Source organism: Pseudomonas spelaei, assembly GCF_009724245.1.
Taxonomy (GTDB): Bacteria; Pseudomonadota; Gammaproteobacteria; order Pseudomonadales; family Pseudomonadaceae; genus Aquipseudomonas; species Aquipseudomonas spelaei.
In genome coordinates this window covers 67,827-84,395 of the sequence record NZ_WNNK01000022.1, presented here as the reverse complement: position 1 = coordinate 84,395, position 16,569 = coordinate 67,827, and the positions used below count along the sequence as shown (strand labels likewise).

General features: G+C 56.3%; 17 protein-coding genes and 1 pseudogene. 10 read left to right on the top strand and 8 right to left on the bottom strand.

Going from position 1 to position 16,569, the window contains the following annotated elements:
* Window positions 1–44 precede the first annotated feature (44 nt).
* The 4 genes and pseudogenes from GNF76_RS22920 to GNF76_RS22905 form a co-directional block, all read right to left on the bottom strand.
* Window positions 45–1,751 (bottom strand): hypothetical protein, encoded by a 1,707-nt coding sequence (locus tag GNF76_RS22920; RefSeq protein WP_155585356.1) that lies wholly within the window; start codon window positions 1,749–1,751, stop codon window positions 45–47.
* 229 nt (window positions 1,752–1,980) lie between these two features.
* The gene (locus tag GNF76_RS22915; protein ID WP_178123504.1) at window positions 1,981–2,502 is read right to left on the bottom strand and encodes a GNAT family N-acetyltransferase; all 522 of its coding nucleotides are present in this window, start codon (window positions 2,500–2,502) and stop codon (window positions 1,981–1,983) included.
* A gap of 440 nt (window positions 2,503–2,942) precedes the next feature.
* Window positions 2,943–4,238: pseudogene (locus GNF76_RS22910) on the bottom strand (sensor histidine kinase); the annotation flags it as partial.
* Window positions 4,231–4,905 carry a response regulator transcription factor gene (locus tag GNF76_RS22905; protein WP_178123502.1) on the bottom strand — a complete coding sequence of 225 codons (675 nt, stop codon included), beginning with the start codon at window positions 4,903–4,905 and terminating at the stop codon, window positions 4,231–4,233. The pseudogene GNF76_RS22910 and the gene GNF76_RS22905, both read right to left, overlap by 8 nt.
* Window positions 4,906–5,043: 138 nt before the next feature.
* Here GNF76_RS22905 and GNF76_RS22900 point away from each other — a divergent pair, with 138 nt between their 5' ends.
* From GNF76_RS22900 to GNF76_RS22890, 3 genes are all read left to right on the top strand, one after another.
* Window positions 5,044–5,217, top strand: coding sequence for a hypothetical protein (locus GNF76_RS22900; protein ID WP_155585354.1), 174 nt, complete (start codon window positions 5,044–5,046; stop codon window positions 5,215–5,217).
* Window positions 5,198–5,518 carry a hypothetical protein gene (locus GNF76_RS22895; protein WP_246211963.1) on the top strand — a complete coding sequence of 107 codons (321 nt, stop codon included), beginning with the start codon at window positions 5,198–5,200 and terminating at the stop codon, window positions 5,516–5,518. Before GNF76_RS22900 ends, GNF76_RS22895 begins: the two co-directional genes overlap by 20 nt.
* A gap of 129 nt (window positions 5,519–5,647) precedes the next feature.
* Complete coding sequence (locus tag GNF76_RS22890) at window positions 5,648–7,357, top strand: polyurethane esterase (RefSeq protein WP_155585353.1); 1,710 nt, start codon at window positions 5,648–5,650, stop codon at window positions 7,355–7,357.
* A gap of 56 nt (window positions 7,358–7,413) precedes the next feature.
* Here the strand turns inward: GNF76_RS22890 and GNF76_RS22885 are convergent, their stop codons facing one another.
* Both GNF76_RS22885 and GNF76_RS29830 read right to left on the bottom strand, forming a co-directional pair.
* Window positions 7,414–7,623, bottom strand: coding sequence for a hypothetical protein (locus tag GNF76_RS22885; RefSeq protein ID WP_155585352.1), 210 nt, complete (start codon window positions 7,621–7,623; stop codon window positions 7,414–7,416).
* A 179-nt stretch (window positions 7,624–7,802) separates the two neighbouring features.
* On the bottom strand, window positions 7,803–8,168 hold the full coding sequence (locus GNF76_RS29830; RefSeq protein WP_321210563.1) for a hypothetical protein: 366 nt from the start codon (window positions 8,166–8,168) through the stop codon (window positions 7,803–7,805).
* Window positions 8,169–8,197: 29 nt separating this feature from the next.
* Here GNF76_RS29830 and GNF76_RS22875 point away from each other — a divergent pair, with 29 nt between their 5' ends.
* Window positions 8,198–9,031 carry an oxidoreductase gene (locus tag GNF76_RS22875; protein WP_155585351.1) on the top strand — a complete coding sequence of 278 codons (834 nt, stop codon included), beginning with the start codon at window positions 8,198–8,200 and terminating at the stop codon, window positions 9,029–9,031.
* Window positions 9,032–9,053: 22 nt separating this feature from the next.
* The gene (locus GNF76_RS22870) at window positions 9,054–9,980 is read left to right on the top strand and encodes an AraC family transcriptional regulator (protein ID WP_155585350.1); all 927 of its coding nucleotides are present in this window, start codon (window positions 9,054–9,056) and stop codon (window positions 9,978–9,980) included.
* A gap of 15 nt (window positions 9,981–9,995) precedes the next feature.
* On the opposite strand, the gene GNF76_RS22865 is transcribed toward GNF76_RS22870, so the two are convergent.
* Window positions 9,996–12,050: a prolyl oligopeptidase family serine peptidase gene (locus GNF76_RS22865; protein WP_155585349.1), complete on the bottom strand. Its 2,055-nt coding sequence runs from the start codon at window positions 12,048–12,050 to the stop codon at window positions 9,996–9,998.
* Between the two features lie 177 nt (window positions 12,051–12,227).
* On the opposite strand from GNF76_RS22865, the gene GNF76_RS22860 reads away from it, so the two are divergent.
* The 4 genes from GNF76_RS22860 to GNF76_RS22845 all read left to right on the top strand — a co-directional run bounded on the left by GNF76_RS22860 (window position 12,228) and on the right by GNF76_RS22845 (window position 14,778).
* Window positions 12,228–12,836, top strand: coding sequence for a LysE family translocator (locus GNF76_RS22860; protein ID WP_155585348.1), 609 nt, complete (start codon window positions 12,228–12,230; stop codon window positions 12,834–12,836).
* Window positions 12,837–13,372: 536 nt separating this feature from the next.
* Window positions 13,373–13,852: a VOC family protein gene (locus GNF76_RS22855; protein ID WP_155585347.1), complete on the top strand. Its 480-nt coding sequence runs from the start codon at window positions 13,373–13,375 to the stop codon at window positions 13,850–13,852.
* 34 nt (window positions 13,853–13,886) lie between these two features.
* On the top strand, window positions 13,887–14,279 hold the full coding sequence (locus tag GNF76_RS22850) for a GFA family protein (RefSeq protein WP_155585346.1): 393 nt from the start codon (window positions 13,887–13,889) through the stop codon (window positions 14,277–14,279).
* 97 nt (window positions 14,280–14,376) lie between these two features.
* Window positions 14,377–14,778, top strand: coding sequence for a hypothetical protein (locus tag GNF76_RS22845; protein ID WP_155585345.1), 402 nt, complete (start codon window positions 14,377–14,379; stop codon window positions 14,776–14,778).
* 143 nt (window positions 14,779–14,921) lie between these two features.
* Here GNF76_RS22845 and GNF76_RS22840 read toward each other — a convergent pair whose 3' ends face one another.
* A complete protein-coding gene (locus GNF76_RS22840; protein WP_155585344.1) occupies window positions 14,922–15,377 on the bottom strand; it encodes a carboxypeptidase regulatory-like domain-containing protein in 456 nt (151 codons plus the stop codon).
* 376 nt (window positions 15,378–15,753) lie between these two features.
* Between GNF76_RS22840 and GNF76_RS22835 the strand changes: the two genes are divergently transcribed.
* Window positions 15,754–16,467 carry a hypothetical protein gene (locus tag GNF76_RS22835; RefSeq protein WP_379652598.1) on the top strand — a complete coding sequence of 238 codons (714 nt, stop codon included), beginning with the start codon at window positions 15,754–15,756 and terminating at the stop codon, window positions 16,465–16,467.
* Window positions 16,468–16,569: the final 102 nt, after the last annotated feature.

Genomic DNA, 16,569 nt, shown 5'->3' with positions numbered 1-16,569 from the left:
ATAGGGGAGGCTTAGTGCAAGAGGCTTAAGCCTCTTGCATCGCTTTACTGTGCCGCGGTTTGTACGGCGATGCTCATGACTCCGCCTACGGCGGGTGTCACTACCCGATATTCAATAGTGATATTTGTAGCGTCCACCACGGAGCAGCGTATGAAACCAAGATCCAGTGTTTTTACCGTTAGTCCTGTCAGGGAAGGTTTGATGTCCTGGCGTCTAGGCGCGTAAAGCAGGCCGTGTGGGATAACCAGGGTTTTAACCCCGACAGTGTCCAGGTCGCCGGCTATGGAAGACTGCTCTTTAGATAGAGTGGTTGATTTGGTACCGCCGCTCAAACCTGTTCCTTCGATATTGAAACGGTCCGAGTTTGCTATTGGCGCGTTGCCTGTCGTATAGGCACCGGATGACGGGGATATGTCTAGGTTGATCCGGTTTCTGCCTCCGTGTGAGTCCACAGGGGTGGTGTACTCAAAACCTGACACCAACGTGTTCGCAACCCAGCCACGGATTCTATTACGGCTTGAGGTTACTTTCAGGCCGGTCTTGGTTCCGCGAATAAATAGATCAGCGATTGCGGTACCAACACCGCTGACAAGAACACCATTGGAAAATGCAGCGGCTTCAGAGTTGTCGTAAATTTGCATGACGCCGACGCTGTTGAAGTCCCCCGTGATCTTGGCAACCCATGCGTCTGGTGTGGCTGTAGATCCTGCTGCGCGCGCGAGGCCTCGCCACACCCCAATCATGTTGCGAGAACCCGAAACAGTCACCATGTCGCCACCTTGGCCACCAAAGTACTGGTTCAGATTTGAAATCAAGCACGAGCCGGCGTTAATTTCTAATGAGCCGCCATCCACGGTGATTTGGCCGAACGAACCATTGGTGCCGATATAGATGTTCTTACGCTTGCGACCGCTTGCGCTTGTCCAGCTCATGTCGCCTTGAAAGCAGTGCAAAATGGTGCAGTAGGTGGGCGCCCCGTTGTACGTACCGTCGAGAATCTCACTGAAATAGTTCCAGCCTTCATTTCGCATGCCAGTGATATTGTCCATATGGACATTGTGTGGCCCACGGTTTACCCAGCCGTCCCCGTTATTGTCGCGGACAATTAAATCTCGAATGAAGCCTTCTTCTTGATCGGCAACCGAGGCATTGCTGGATACATTCGTTGCGTACTCAGTGTATAGGCCGCCGCTGGCACCCCAGCCGATAACAACGTGATCTATGATTGTATAGGCGCCATAGAAGCAGCATGCTCGGCCGGTACTGTTATTCTCTCTGTTTCCATTGACCTGAATGTTTCTTAAACCGAACCAGGAGGGCACTCGGCTATCTGTTGCGACTGGCAGGCCGGTGCCGGTCAAAGAGGCGAAATTTTCTGACGTTACAAAGTCTACGTTTGACCCGGCTTGCTGTTGCAGGATAGATACCAAGGGGTTCTCGCCTTGGATAATGACCCCCCTCGGAATGACAAGGGTGCTGGCTACGTAGGTTCGAGCACCTAGAACTACCGTTCCGCCAAGTGAGCCGAGAGCAGCCACTGCGTTTGCCAAGCCATCTGTATTGTCGACAAGTCCCGGCAGGCAGTAGTCGTCAGCGTGGACACTGCGCCGCAGTGCAGACTCCACTGTAGAAAGTACGGAGCTTGTGCCGCGAGGTACGAAAGGAATAAGAGAAGCCCCTTGGTTGGGGTCAATCAGTCCTTTTACAGGTGGGATGATTTCAGCTGGTTGCGTGAATTCGCCAATGGTCATATTTACCTCAAGTTATATCGATCCCAAATACATGGGTATGTGTGCCAGTCCTTGCTGGTTCAGGCGTTTTGTGAGCTACATCCGAATCCCAGACTTTTCTTGAATCGCCTGCAATGCTCTATGGCATTGCTGCAGCGCGGCTTCAAAGTGGGTTCTAACTTCCAGCGCGTCATGCTGATGATAGGCAAGATGAGGACGAGTGCCGCCAACCGGAAAAGTATGAAAGGCTCTACTGGGAAAGGTCGCAGCCCATCACAACCATTCCGATTTCGGCCTTGTCGGTACTGAAAGGAATTTCACCCAACGTCCTGAAGCCGAAACCTTCATAGAAACGTTGTGCGTTTGAGTTGGTCTTCAGCACATCCAGCCATATGAAGTCTTCATTGTGGTTTTGCGCTGAGTCTTGAATGAACTTGAGAAACTGCTTCCCGTAGCCTTTACCTGCCTGAGACTTGAGGAAGTAAATTTTCTGGAGCTCGGCGCCAACCTGGGCAGAGAGAGGCGCTGGCTTGGACCAGTTGATCTTTGAGAAGCCGATTGCTCGGCCTTCTTCGTCGAATGCGATGAGCCAGCAATGACGGGTAGGTGATTCGATCGACTTCTGAAGCTCGAAAACCGAGAAGTCCTCGCTTAGGAAGTTCTGTATTCCCGTGGTGGTCCAGATGTCAGAGAAATGTTCTCGGTACGTTTCGATGCCGATATCACGGAGCACGTGAAGGTCTTCAATGGTTGCCTCTCGAATCGTGATCACTGTCCGGCTTCCTTGCGCCAAATAATTCCCACCAATACCGGCAACCAGCCGCTATTTCAAGCTTAAGATGACTCTGGGGCCAGGACTGATAGCCATAGGGCGTAGAAGTAATCCTGTGCTGATCGAGGGGGGCTCCTCACTCGGCAGCAGGTGATCGATTATTTCTTGGGACGGCCTAGCTCTTCCAGTCTCCCGCTTTCAAGCAACTCCTTGTATTTGATAGCGTCATTTTTATCGTGATAGACACCCACGATAGCTTCGCCTTGGTATACGTCCCACATCTCCACGACCGAGCCAGCTGTTTCGTGGGACATCCCACTTTCTTCTCGCAGTTTTATGGTGATCTTCATATTCATACACTCCGAATTGAGGGGAGGAAAATATAACTCGACGGGTTGAGAGACAACCATACTGTTTGTACCGCCAGTGGTTGGAACGGTGCTGGCCGGGGCGGCAGTAAAGTCGAGCGTGACCGTGAAACATTGTTGTTCGATAGCGACTTCAATGTGCCAACCTAACTTGGCGCACAACTGGCGCATCAGCTCCAGCCCCAGCCCGTATCCGAAATCACCTGACTCCTGCGTCGGCTTGGCCTCTCTGATCTGATTGACGATGCGCAATTGAGGGTACTTGAAACTGATTTCCACGTTGCCTTCTTCTGCGTATTGCAGGGCGTTGCGCAGGAAGTTGCCGATAACGATGCGGCACGCGGTGGGGGGCAGCCGACAAGGTTCATTGTGGATGTCGATAATCAGCTCGATGTCCCGTTTGCCGATCAGGTAACGGTGTTTTTCAATCAGTTCACCCACCAGCCCGCTCAGGTCGATGTCTTCTTCCGGCAGTGGCTCGGGATTTTCGCGGCTCATCCACAGCAAGGTCTCTGCGATAAGTTGCATGTTCAGCACCGAGCGTTCGATACGCTGCAGGGGTGATGGCAGGACGCCGCCGGACTGCAGGGCCAGCAGTTCTATATTGGCCTTGAGCACCGCCAGCGGGGTGCGCAATTCATGACTGGTGTAGCGCAGCAGGCGGCCTTCACGCAGGCTGGCGGCCTGTACCTGCTTCACGCTTTGGGCCAGGGCGTCGGCCAGAATGTTGAATTCCTTGAAGCTGAAATCAGGACGCTCACCGGACATGGCGTCCGGGTTGTTCAGCGTGGTGGACCATTGGGCCAGCCGTCCCAGTGGTCGGACCAGCCACCAGACCAGCAGAGCGATGATGATCAGCGCTGGAATGAACACCGCCAGGCTGATGAAGGTGATTCCGCGCAGCTCCTGGTCGAAGTAGGCATCAGACAGCGGCGTCTCGACTTCGCCGCCTTCTTCATGGTCGTGCTCAATGTCGTACATATAAAGGGTCTTGCCGTCACCCAGGGGCTGGACGAGGATCACCCGTATCTCATCGTCGTCGTCATCGGAGTCCAGATCGCCGAAGACCTGAACCGCGCCGTAGGACAGGCTCGGCGGTGTGTCCAGCACCTGACGGACGTCCTCCGGCAAGGCGTCCTTGCCGATAGCGCCGATGTAGAAGTAGTTGTGCGGCGGCTTCGTGGTTGGGTCTTTCTTGTAGTGCCTGACGAAATACTGGGCTTCTTCTTCCATCATGGCGCTGGCGGTGTAGAGCAGGCCGCGTAGGGTGTATATGGGCAGCAGTTTGCTGTAGATGATCAGAACGACCGCGATCAGCAACAGGAAGCTGCCGCTGATCACCCACTTCAGGCTCAAGACGTTACGCATATGATGTCAACTGGATACCGACGCCAGGAAGGGTGTGGATCAAGGGTTGGCCGAAGGGTTTGTCCACGGTCTTGCGCAGTCGATGCATGTGAACTTTGAGGTTGTTGCTGTCCGGCGGCTCATCGCCCCAGATCGTTGCTTCGAGACGTTCTCGGGTGACCGGCTCGGGACTGGAGCGCATCAGGCATTCCAGCAAGGTCCAGCAGATGGGAGACAGATGCAGCTCCTGCCCGGCACGACTGACCTTGCGAGTGGTCAGCTCCATAACCAAGTCCTCGACCTGCAGACGACTGACCTGGCCGCTGCGCCGCATGCTCAGTGCACGAATCCTGGCCACCAGTTCGGCCAGCTCGAACGGCTTGACCAGGTAGTCATCGGCGCCTGCGGCAAAACTGGCGAGCTTGTCCGACAGTGCGTCCAGCGAGGTGAGCATCAAGATGGGTGTTTGATTGCCTTGCTGGCGCAACTGTTCACACAGCTGCTGGCCGTCCAGTCGCGGCAACATGATGTCCAGGAGAATGACGTCGTAGTGCTGATTGAGTGCCAGGTTAAGACCGGCCTGGCCATTGCTGGCGTGGTCGCAGACGATGCCGCTGATCTCCAGATACTCGATGACGGTAGTGGCCAGATCAAGGTTGTCCTCGACCAACAGCAGGTGAATATGCACGGGAAAGTCCCCTTGGACGCTTGTTGCTCAGAGGTCCGAAGGATAACGGAAGCCGGACGCTTTTCGATTGATGTTTACCTGATGTTAACCCATCGCTGTTTAGGCTGAGGCTCTTCTTATCCAGAGCTCGTCACCGTCATGAACCTGTCTTCGATGGTCAAAGGAATTCTGTTGGCCCTGATTTTCCTCGGCCTGATGGCGTGTGTCCTGCCATCGGGAGCGCAACTGGTGCGCATGGGGGGGAGCAGCTGGTTTCTGGTTGGTCAGGGCGTTGAACGGGCAGGGCCGTATTATGTCGCCAGTGCGTCCTGATGACGTCGGCGCCAGCTACGCCACTCAGTTGGTGTTGTGTGTGGTGCTGATTATTTGTGTAACGGTTTCATTGGGTGCCTACATTGTTCGCTTGAATGCGCGCATTGATAAAGCACGGGAACTGTCGCCGGTGTATTTGCTTGAGTGTGGCAAGGATGGCGGGGCTTTTATCGTTTATCCCGACGGCAGGCGACGTAGCAGTGACCGCTGTCACCCGATCGATGACGGTGGAGGCGATGGGGTTATGCGGCTCGTCAATGAGTCGCAGGAGATGAACCTCACGGCCACGGAGCGTGGTTAGTGACGGATCATCGCGCCAGCTATTCATTTTTTAGGTAACGATTGACAGTGCCCTCGACCCCGCCCCCAATCAACCCCGGCCCTCTGAACTGAGGCCCTATAGAAAGCCATCAGAAAAAGGACAAGCAGCATGGGCGTTTTCGATTACAAGAGCATGACGGGCGAGAAGGGAAAGGTGCTGCTGAACGACGCCTTGGCGTTATCCGAGTACGCTTATGACTCTACCGGCCAACCACTGGCAACCGGTGGCTGGGCGCCTATCGGTGCGCAAGCCTTGGGCGTGACCCAACATGTCGACAAGCAAGGCACTTTCTGGGGCGAGACAGCATTGGCGTCTTCCGCCAACGTCGAGGTGCTGGGGCAATACGATAGCGCCGGCAAGCTGGTTGCGATGGGGATCGCGTTCCGCGGCACCTCCTTTGGCTTGACCCTGGATGGGCTGGGCGACGTGGCCAGCGATCTGGCGGCTGCCGTACTTCCCGGATACGCCACCGACTACGCCAAGCTTGCCTTTAACTCTCTACTGGACAGCGTCGCCAGTTATGCCAGGAGCCAGGGCTTGACCGGCAAGGACATCCTCGTCACCGGCCATAGTCTGGGCGCGCTGGGTGCCAACAGTTTGGCGACCTTGAGCCACGATCATTGGGGCGGCTTCTATCAGGACGCCAACTACGTAACCTTTGCCTCACCCACTCAAAGTTCGGGCGATACCCAGGTCTTGAATATCGGCTATGAAAATGACCCGGTGTTCAAAGCCATCGACGGCAAAGGCATCAATACTTCGGCGCTGTTGTGGGGTAACGACAGGGTTTGGGATTCGGCCGCCAACAACCTTGTCAGCTTTACTGATAATTACGCCTCGGCCTCGGCACATTTGCCCAACAGCCTTAACTGGGGTGTCGCCAAGGCCCATTCCCTGGACGGTTACACCCAGGGCCTGGGGCGAATCGCCGCCTCAGACTTCTACGACCTGACCAGCAAGGATTCGACCATCGTCGTCTCCAGCCTCTCAGATGCTGCGCGTGGAACCACCTGGGTGCAAGACCTGAACCGTTACGCTGAAAAACACACTGGCAACACCTTCATTATCGGCACTGAGGGCAACGATCTGCTCAAGGGCGGGGCGGGCAATGACTTCCTGGAGGGGGGCGCAGGCAATGATCGTTTCCGCGATGACGGTGGCTACAACATCGTACTGGGAGGCAAAGGCGATAACGTCTTCGAACTACAAAAGCCCCTGGCCACCTTCAGCTTTGCCAACGATGGCGACGGCACGCTGTACATCAACGACGCCTATGGCGGCATCAGCATGACCCGGGATATCGGTGCGCTGGTGAGCAAGGAAACCTCCTATATTCCATGGACCTCCATCCCATGGGGCTCACATGACATCACTTATCAGGTGACTGGCAACGGCCTGCTGGCCGGAACCGATTTGACGCACTACGCGACCTCGGCCAAAGGCGATGCCGGTGACAACGTCCTCACCGCCCATGCCGCCGGCGACTGGCTGTTTGGCCTGGGTGGCGACGATCACCTGATCGGAGGCCAGGGCAATGACGTGTTTGTCGGCGGGGCCGGCAACGACCTGATGGTTTCGGGCGGCGGCAGCAACACGTTCCTGTTCAATGGCCTCTTCGGCAACGACCGGATCGAGGGCTACCAGGCCAGCGATAAACTCGTGTTCATGGGCATCCCGGGACTGGGCCAAGACTACGATTACCGCTCTCATGCCACGACGGTCGAGGACAATACCGTGCTGTCGTTTGGTGATAACTCTGTGATGCTGGTGGGCGTAGGCATGACCCAATTGAACGGTGCGGGGATTTTCATCTCCTGATCTGACCCCGCGGGAGACATCGAGCAGAAGACTGGTCGCTGCTGCAGGTCAGTGGATCAGTCTGGCTCCATCATCAACGCGATACTCAGGTCTATGAACGCCTGGTTATGGGTGAGCGTTTCGAGGGCGCCATAGACATTTTTAACGGTGTCCACTGAGCCGCGATCACCGACCCATTTGGCTAGCTCTTCGATAGCCGCGGCCAATGCAAGTTGGTTCTCATTGAGCGCCTTGAGCAATGGGGGGATGACATCTTCATGTCGCATGGATAGAGACCGGCGAAGGAGGAGCTCATGAGCTGAGGTGGTTAGCGGCTGTATAAACTCAGCCTTTGCGTCGAGTGAGCACTGTTCCTTCAGCCACGGCAGTCTGCATTGCAAATGATTGCTGATCAATCAGATGGCGACGAAGTGTAAAGGAGAGGATACAAAGGTGACGCAGGCCGTTATTGGTCGTGAGAATCCGTCTTGAGCTTCTTCAGGGCCTGCGTTATTTGCCCGACGTTCTCCCCGATTGTCGATAGCGCTTCCCGAACGTTTTCGTCCACAGTCGCGTCGCCCTGGCGCTCGATCGCAAGGCTCAACTCCATGATCGCGGCCTCCAGGGCCAGTTGGTTTTCGTAGATCTTCTCGAGTACGTCAGGGAGTGAGTGCTGGTTTGGCATGGTGTCGATTCCATTCGCGGATAAGGCCAGTTTAGCAGGCAACCACAAAAAGCCTGTGGCCTTCCCGCTTAACTGTGGGCTCTGATAGGAATAGGCAATGCTGGAAGACAAACCGGCATAGGTGACCGGGTTTTCGATAGATACCATGGTGCTCTACCGACTTATTGGAGTTCGCCATGAGCAGCAGAAAAACCCTCTTCATCACGGGGGTGAGCAGTGGTTTTGGCCAGGCGCTGGCACAAGAAGCCCTTGGCGCAGGTCACTGCGTCATCGGCACCGTGCGCAGTCAAGCGGCCTTGCAGGCCTTTGAGGCACTGTCCGTGGATCATGCGCATGGGGTGATCCTGGATGTCACTGACTTCGCCCGCATCGACGGCGTCGTTGCTGACGTTGAAGCTACGTACGGCCCGGTTGACGTGTTGGTCAACAACGCCGGCTACGGTCATGAGGGCATCCTTGAAGAGTCGCCGTTGACGCAGATGCGTCGTCAGTTCGACGTCAACGTGTTTGGCGCGGTGGCGGTGATCAAGGCGTTCGTGCCTTATTTTCGCAAGCGGCGTGCCGGCCATATCCTCAATATCACTTCCATGGGCGGCACCATCACGATGCCGGGGATCGCGTACTACTGTGGCAGCAAGTTTGCTCTCGAAGGTATCTCCGATACGCTGAGCAAAGAACTGCTGCCGTTCAACATCTTCGTGACTGCGGTGGCGCCTGGCTCGTTTCGCACTGACTGGGCCGGTCGTTCGATGCAACGCACGCCACGGAGCATTGCCGACTATGACGCCAGCTTCGACCCGGTACGCAAAGCACGCGAGGAGAAGAGCGGCAAACAGCTCGGCAATCCGCAGAAGGCTGCACAAGCGATGCTGCAGGTGATCGCCAGCGAGGCCCCGCCGGCTCACTTGTTGTTGGGCAGCGATGCACTGGGTCTGGTACGTGACAAGTTGGCTCGCGTGGCCAGTGAGATTGATCAATGGGAAGCGCTGAGCCGTTCTACCGACGGTTGAGCGGCCAACAGAGGGGGCGTCAATGAATCAGGCTTCGCGCATGGTGCAATTGATGGAAAAGCTCGCGCCGCTTGAGGGCTACAATCTCAGCGCGCTGGAGGACATCCGTTTTTTGCGTTCGAATCGACCACTGACGCGCACGCCGGTGCTGTATGACCCAGGGATTGTGATCCTGTGCCAGGGGTGCAAGCGCGGCTATCTGGGGGATGACGTCTACGTTTATGACGCCCAGCACTACCTGGTGGTGTCCGTGCCGGTTCCGTTCACCATGGAGACCGACGCCAGCGAAGCGCAGCCCATGCTGGCGGTTTACATGCGCCTCGACTTGCAACTGGCCAGCGAGTTGATGCTGCAAGTGGATGAAGCGCTCGGCCCAAGTGATGCCCAGCCCAAAGGCATGTACGCCTCGCCGATGGACGATTTGTTGCGGGCCTCGACCCTGCGTTTTCTCGAGACGATGAGCCGTCCGGGCGAAGCGCACATACTTGGGCCGTCACTGGTGCGGGAAATCTACTACCGCATCCTGACGGGCGAGCAGGGTGGTTCGATGCGCGCCGCGCTCAATCGCCAGGGGCACTTTGGCAAGGTCACTCGCGCGATCCGCAAGATCCACAGTTGTTATCAGCAGCACTTGGATGTGGAGTCCCTGGCCCAGGAAGCCAATATGAGCGTGCCCAGTTTTCACCTGCACTTTCGCAGCGTGACAGACTCTTCTCCGATGCAGTACCTGAAGTCGACACGCTTGCACCAGGCGCGATTACTGATGCTACGCAACGCGATGAGCGCGTCGACGGCGGCGTTCAATGTAGGCTACGAAAGCGCCTCGCAATTCAGTCGCGAGTTCAAGCGCTTTTTTGGGCGAACACCTCAAGCGGAGATCGAATGGATGAAGGCGACCTATGCACTGCCCGCGCCGTCCACGCCATCCTTGTACGTTTCGTCGCATTAGCGATGTGCACCAGGCTCAGTTCTTTTTCAGTTGCTCCCACAGAAACTGATACACCAGGGCATCCATGTTCGCCGACTGGGCGTTGGTCGCGGCGCCGCCGTGTCCGCCTTCGATGTTCTCGTAGTACGTCACGTGCTTGCCGGCCTCAATCATCTTCGCCGCCATCTTGCGGGCATGCCCCGGATGCACGCGGTCATCGCGTGTGGACGTCAGGAAGAGCACCGGCGGATAGGCCTTGGCCGAATCGAACAGATGGTACGGTGAGAACTTCTGGATGTAGGCCCACTCGTGTGGCTGGTCCGGGTCGCCATATTCGGCCATCCACGAGGCGCCCGCCAACAGGTGGTTATAGCGCTTCATATCAAGTAATGGCACCTGAACCACGACCGCACCGAAAAGCTGCGGATACTGGGTCAGCATATTGCCGGTCAATAGTCCGCCGTTGCTTCCACCTTGCACGCCCAGGTGCTGGGGCGAGGTGATCCCGCGATTGATCAGATCCTGTGCGACGGCTGCGAAATCTTCGTAGGCCAGCGGACGGTTTTCCTTCAGCGCCGCCTGATGCCAGAGTGGACCGTATTCGCCACCACCACGGATGTTGGCAACCACGTAGACGCCCCCCTTCGATAGCCACGCACGGCCCAGGCCACCGGAGTAGTAGGGCGTCAGTGATACCTCAAAGCCGCCATAACCGTACAGCAGGGTGGGCGTGCTGCCATTCGGTTTCAGGTCCCTTGGACGCACAAGGAAGTACGGCACTCGGGTGCCATCTGCGGACGTGGCGAAGTGCTGTTCGGCGAGCATAGTGCTCGAGTCGAAGAAGGTCGGCATGGTCTTCAGCACATGCGGCGGTTGGCCGATCTGGGCCAGTGACAGAGAGGTCGGGGTCAGGAAGTCGGTGGTGGTGAGCCACACTGCGTCGCTCTCGTCAGGGTCCACCGCGTAGACATCGACTGATCCGACGCCCGGTACCCCGTCGAATCCGCTGTGCTTGAACCCATTCTTGCTGGGTGTCAGTACGCTGAGGCTATTTTTGACGTCATTCAGTACGTTCAGTATCAGGTGATTCCTGGTCCAGGTACTGTCGACCAGAGAAGTACTGTTTGTCGGTGTAAACAGAATCTCGAAATGGCGCTGGCCAACGAGGAAGTCATCAAGCCTGATCGCCAGTAACGAACCGGACGCATAGACCGTCCCCAAGTCCCAGTCATCGCGCAGTTCCAGCAGCAGCCATTCCTTGTGTACTGACTTGTTGGCTGAATCAGGAGCATCGATCTTGGTCAGTGTGCCGTCCTTGCTGCGTAAATACAGTTCGTCGCTGTAAAACGCCAGTGCACGGCTGACAAAGTCACGCTCATAACCCGGCGTGTGATCGTGTGCAGCATAGACATATTGATCATCAGGCGTGCCTTCATAGACAAGGCTGGCAGCGCTGAGCGGGGTGCCGCGTGCCCACTGTTTGACGATGCGTGGATAGCCCGACCGGGTCAGCGAGCCCTCACCGAAGTCGGTGAAGACATAGAGGGTGTTCATGTCGATCCAGTTTGTTCCGCCCTTGGATTCGGGTAGCTGAAAGCCGTTTTTTACCCATTGTTTATCAATCAGGTCGAACTCACGAACCACATGTGCGTCGGCGCCCCCACGGGACAGTGTTATCAGGCCGCGGCGGTAGTCCGGAGGCAGGCAGTCGGCGCCGCCCCAGACCCAGTTTTCTTCTTCGGCTGAGTTCAGGGCATCGATGTCGAGCACCGTCTCCCACGCCGGTTCGGGTTGGCGGAACTCATCCAGGGTGGTGCGGCGCCAAAGGCCACGCTGATGCGCCGCATCGGTCCAGAAGTTGTAATAGTACGCGCCGATTTTCTGCACATAAGGGATCTTGACGTCCGAATCCAGTACGGCCAGCAGCTCGGATGCTGTTTGTTTAAACGAGTCGGATTGCGCGAGCCGGGCTTCGGTGTCGGCATTCCGGGTGCGTACCCAGTTCAGGGACTCGGTGCCCTCAACGTCTTCAAGCCACAGATAGGGGTCCTCGGCCGAGGCGGTGAGGTGCGTTTCGAAGTGAGAGGGCATCTTGGAATTCCTGAAAACTTTAAAGATATCAGACCAAGCGCAGGCTGTTTTTGCTTTCCCGTGATGGGCGCAACGCCGGGGAAAGTGTATTCCTTGATTCACCCGTAGCTGTATGGGGCTCTTCAACCCTGAACACTCTACTGTCGCGGTTACAGTACTTCGTTCGGATGGTGTCCCATGTTCATGTCTTCAAGCCTGTTATCAGCCTTCGCGTTGTTCGCCTTCGTTTCCTCGATTACGCCCGGCCCGAATAACACCATGTTGCTCGCGTCGGGCGTGAACTTTGGTTTTCGCCGGTCGATCCCCCATGCCCTGGGGATCAGCATCGGTTTCATGCTGTTGGTGATATCGGTCGGTTTGGGGCTGGGGGAGGTGTTCAAGGCATTGCCTTGGGCCTACACGTTGCTGCGTTACGTGGGGGCTGCGTATCTGTTGTACCTGGCCTGGAAGATCGCAACGTCCAGTGCCATGGCCGATGAGCCTGATGCAAACCGCCAGCCGATGACATTTCTTGGCGCGGCGGCTTTCCAGTGGGTCAATCCCAAGGCTTGGGTCATGGCGTTGGGTGCCATTACCACTTACACGCCAGCCGAAGGTTATGTCGTTAATGTCCTGGTGATCGCTGCGGTGTTTGCCGTGGTCAATCTGCCCAGTGTCTGTGTGTGGGCCGGATTCGGCAGCGGCTTGCGCAATCTGTTGCGCGAACCGCGTTGGTTGAGGGTGTTCAATCTGTCCATGGCGGGGCTGCTGGTACTGTCGCTGTACCCGATGTTTTTCGCAGGGTGAAGTGAGGCCCTAGACCGGCGAAATGGTAGCGAGCAAGCCAATTGCGATGGTCAGCGCTAAAAATCCAAACAGAAAAAATGCCATCTTAGCCATAAGGCCTCCGAAAAGAAGGGGCGACGGGAAGGTGCCTGTCGTGCTCCACGGGCGTGTCGGGAGTGGGGTTATTGTCGCCGTTCAGTCGGGTGCGATACAGATGCAGGTGACGAAGAAAAAAGCGTATCAGATGCTCAGGCAACGCTTCAGCGACGGGGCTTGGCCTGAGTCTGATAGTTACCCATCAGTGTTGGTGCCGTCACGGTGAGCTCAGGATTTAAGGCGGGAGGCGTCGGGCTTGTCTATTCTAAACGGGTTCTGGGCAAGATCGCTGGCATGAGGACAAGAGATGGGCAAAACACTGGGGGCGCTGTCGTTTTTGTTGACCCTGGCCTGGGTCTCGGTCGTCATTGCGGTGATGACTTACTTTTCTTGATCGGGCGTTTTCGCAGATAAGACCGAGGAGGAAACTGCTCTTACCCACGTGATATTGGAGAATTCACATGAACAACAAGAACAGTATTTGTCTCTGGTACGAAGGTACCGCGTTGGATGCAGCGACCTTCTATGCCCGTACGTTTCCCGACAGCGTCGTGACCGCCGTTCATCACGCTCCTGGCGAGTATCCCGCGGGCCAGCAGGGCGATGTGTTGATGGTTGAGTTCACGATCATGGGCATCCCTTGCCTGGGGCTGAACGGCGGGCCGGTATTCAAGCACAACGAAGCGTTCTCGTTTCAGGTCGCGACCGACGACCAGGCTGAAACAGATCGGTTGTGGAATGCGATTGTCGGTAATGGCGGCCAAGAGAGCGCCTGCGGCTGGTGCAAGGACAAGTGGGGACTGTCGTGGCAGATCACGCCGCGCGTCCTGATGGCCGCCATAACCAACCCGGATCGCGTGGCTGCCAAACGTGCTTTCGAGGCCATGATGGAGATGGGAAAGATCGATATTGCTAAGATCGAAGCGGCGCTGGCGTCGTAGGTATTTCGAGCGTGTGATGTGGGAGGAGGTGCAAATGGACCGATTCACCGGCGGTTGCCTGTGCGGCAGTGTCCGGATTGAGGCGTTGGGGGCTCCCTACCGGGTCGGTCTTTGCCACTGCCTTGAGTGCCGCAAGCATCACGGCGCGCTTTTTCACGCGTCAGCGGTGTTCCCACAGGGCTCGGTGACGATCAATGGCGAAACACATGACTACGCCGGACGATTTTTCTGTCCCCGTTGTGGCTCATCTGTTTTCGCCCGCTCCGGCGATGAAATCGAAGTGAACCTGGGATCTCTGGATACCCCGGACCAACTGATGCCAACCTACGAAAGCTGGGTCGTCCGTCGCGAATCCTGGTTGCCGCCGTTTCCGCTTACGAGGCGATACAAGGGTGATCGGGCCGCTTCAGGGCGCTTTGAGGAGTAGGCGCGCTTGAGTGGCGAGAAGGCAGGGGAGATCAGATACATCGCGTAGCCTGATTAGGGGGTGGTAGAGTCTCGTGACTTTATTACGAGGGAACGTTATGCGGGTTTTAATCGGAGCGTTATTGCTAGGCGTTATCGGCGGGTGTTCTACATCACCCATATCTGCCGAAAATGCTGACCCAGTACCTGCCCCAAGATTGTATGCGTTCACCGAGAAGAGCGCAGCTCAGTTAGTGGTGACCAGAGACTCGGGGATCTATGGTTCTGAGGTCCGCTTTATCCTGCATATCGATGGCAAACCGGCTGCTGAATTTCACCCGGGCGAGGTTGCCAGATTTGGCTTGGCTCCCGGTAAGCACATTCTTGGTGTGTCGAAATACATGATCTTTGGACACTCAAGACTCATCGAGTCAGAAGTTGAAGTGAAGCCGGGAGATCTGGTTCGTCGTAGAATTTCCCAACATGGCAGCAGTTTTTCTTTCACCCCGACTGCTTACTAGATCTCAGCGGGAATGCCTGCTATTGAGCGGCTGTTTTGTCTGGGAAAAGTGATGCGGTTGCCGCCTGTACACCCTGCTACGAGAAGCCCGCATCAGGTGCGGACTTCTCGTGAGCTGTAGCGTTTGATTTCAACCATCAGCGGTTACGTGGCATCGCTCCAGTGCAGATTCAGATCCTGAACAGCCCCGCCTTTAAGTTCAACGACACTCCGATGTTCGTGACCATTGCGAGTTCCGACAATCACATACCTTCCGGGTGCCAACTGAACGTAGACAATGGGGCCGACCTGGTTCAGCGTCAGCAGTGAGTGTCCCTGCATATTCTGAATCGCGATATCGACATCAGGCACGTATTCATTACCTGGGCCGGTGGAAAATGTCAGGTGGAGGGTATATCCCTTGGCCTGTTGAATGGCTCGTGACTCGTCCAGACCAATACCACCCGACAGGTAGGCAATACCGTTTTGCTGTTGCTGCTCAAGTTGCACGGCTGACGTATCGATCGGCTCACTGCTGCTCGCGTGCGAGACCATTGCAGGGAACCCCGACAGCACGACCAGGGCAGCTCCAGAAAACGCAAGTAAGCGTAAGGACTTCATGATGATGACTCCTGGGTCCTTACAGAACCCATGTACGGATGCCACCCCTTAGTGCAATGCCATAAAACGGTGGTATCCCGATTTGAGTACCCCCTGGTACTGTTGATCACTCAGGCCACAAAAAGTTTATATTTCGCCGACTGGCAGTCTTGATACCCATTGGGTGATGGCTTCCACGAAGCAGAAGTCCAGTGGGCGGCTGGGCTTTGGTACGGCGTTTGGACAGCGCTCATCTCAATAATCTGACCACCACCATCGCACTTTTTTTCATTTTCTCGATCTATGCCTGTCCCGATCACGCTAATTCCCAGCGTGGGCAGAAGAACCAGATTTGGTGTCGATGGATCGTACGTTACCTGTTTTTGTCATTCGATGGATGCGTCGGCCGCTGGTGCTGGCTGCAGTTTTCATGCTCTGTACCATCGGTTGCAGCCAGCAGCAGGGGCGCGATATCGCCAGGCAACTCAGTGATGGCAAGCCTGATGAGTTCTTCCAAACCAGCGTCGATCGTATGGCTACCCTGGGCATGCACGACAATCTGCAAAGCCTGTACTTGCTAATGAGCAAGCTCTATCTGCGTAACCCCAACCAGTGGCGTCAATCGGGTTATCCAGATGCTGTAAGCGCTGCTCGGGAAGTCCGTCAGGCCATCGAACTTCGTCGACCCCTGCCTGCCCTCGGGGAGCGTCGTGATCTAGACGCGTTGAGCTATTCCTTAAGCCCTGAGTTTCGCGGAGACAGGGTTGGGGCCTTTATCTATGCGATCGGCAGCATGCTTGTTACCGCACACGGCGGGCGGACCGAGTTTTATATGACGAACTCGATCAATCCGCAGTTCGTTAGCAATGCCGCGCGTAATATCGAGAAGGCTACCTGGCTGCTCAGCCAGCGCCAGGATGCCAATGGGGTTTTATTGTTGTTCTCCAACGAGATATCGGAGGAGGCCAGCAACCTCAGTTTCGCCGTTGAGTTCGGCAAGATAGTTGCGCGCCTGGACCTGTTGACCCAGATGCTCGATGAGCGTTACCGACGTGTTGCTCTCAACTACGCGCAAAGCTTGTTATTGATGAACTTCCTGCCGGTGCAGTAATGCTCCCCGCAGGCAATCGTTTTTGATTGGGGCACGCAGTTGCAGGTTCAGGACGTTCGGGGTTTGTGTTCGGTCGGCAGGACGCCGGGAGATGGGAATTGC

Excerpts from the sequence above, each read along its gene's own strand:
- GNF76_RS22865 (WP_155585349.1), bottom strand. The coding sequence starts at position 12,050 with ATGCCCTCTCACTTCGAAACGCACCTCACCGCCTCGGCCGAGGACCCC.
- GNF76_RS29830 (WP_321210563.1), bottom strand. The coding sequence starts at position 8,168 with ATGGTATCTATCGAAAACCCGGTCACCTATGCCGGTTTGTCTTCCAGC.
- GNF76_RS22885 (WP_155585352.1), bottom strand. The coding sequence starts at position 7,623 with ATGCGACATGAAGATGTCATCCCCCCATTGCTCAAGGCGCTCAATGAG.
- GNF76_RS22840 (WP_155585344.1), bottom strand. The coding sequence starts at position 15,377 with ATGAAGTCCTTACGCTTACTTGCGTTTTCTGGAGCTGCCCTGGTCGTG.
- GNF76_RS22920 (WP_155585356.1), bottom strand. The coding sequence starts at position 1,751 with ATGACCATTGGCGAATTCACGCAACCAGCTGAAATCATCCCACCTGTA.
- GNF76_RS22855 (WP_155585347.1), top strand. The coding sequence starts at position 13,373 with ATGAACAACAAGAACAGTATTTGTCTCTGGTACGAAGGTACCGCGTTG.
- GNF76_RS22850 (WP_155585346.1), top strand. The coding sequence starts at position 13,887 with ATGGACCGATTCACCGGCGGTTGCCTGTGCGGCAGTGTCCGGATTGAG.
- GNF76_RS22870 (WP_155585350.1), top strand. The coding sequence starts at position 9,054 with ATGAATCAGGCTTCGCGCATGGTGCAATTGATGGAAAAGCTCGCGCCG.
- GNF76_RS22835 (WP_379652598.1), top strand. The coding sequence starts at position 15,754 with ATGCGTCGGCCGCTGGTGCTGGCTGCAGTTTTCATGCTCTGTACCATC.
- GNF76_RS22890 (WP_155585353.1), top strand. The coding sequence starts at position 5,648 with ATGGGCGTTTTCGATTACAAGAGCATGACGGGCGAGAAGGGAAAGGTG.
- GNF76_RS22845 (WP_155585345.1), top strand. The coding sequence starts at position 14,377 with ATGCGGGTTTTAATCGGAGCGTTATTGCTAGGCGTTATCGGCGGGTGT.
- GNF76_RS22900 (WP_155585354.1), top strand. The coding sequence starts at position 5,044 with ATGAACCTGTCTTCGATGGTCAAAGGAATTCTGTTGGCCCTGATTTTC.
- GNF76_RS22875 (WP_155585351.1), top strand. The coding sequence starts at position 8,198 with ATGAGCAGCAGAAAAACCCTCTTCATCACGGGGGTGAGCAGTGGTTTT.
- GNF76_RS22860 (WP_155585348.1), top strand. The coding sequence starts at position 12,228 with ATGTTCATGTCTTCAAGCCTGTTATCAGCCTTCGCGTTGTTCGCCTTC.
- GNF76_RS22895 (WP_246211963.1), top strand. The coding sequence starts at position 5,198 with ATGTCGCCAGTGCGTCCTGATGACGTCGGCGCCAGCTACGCCACTCAG.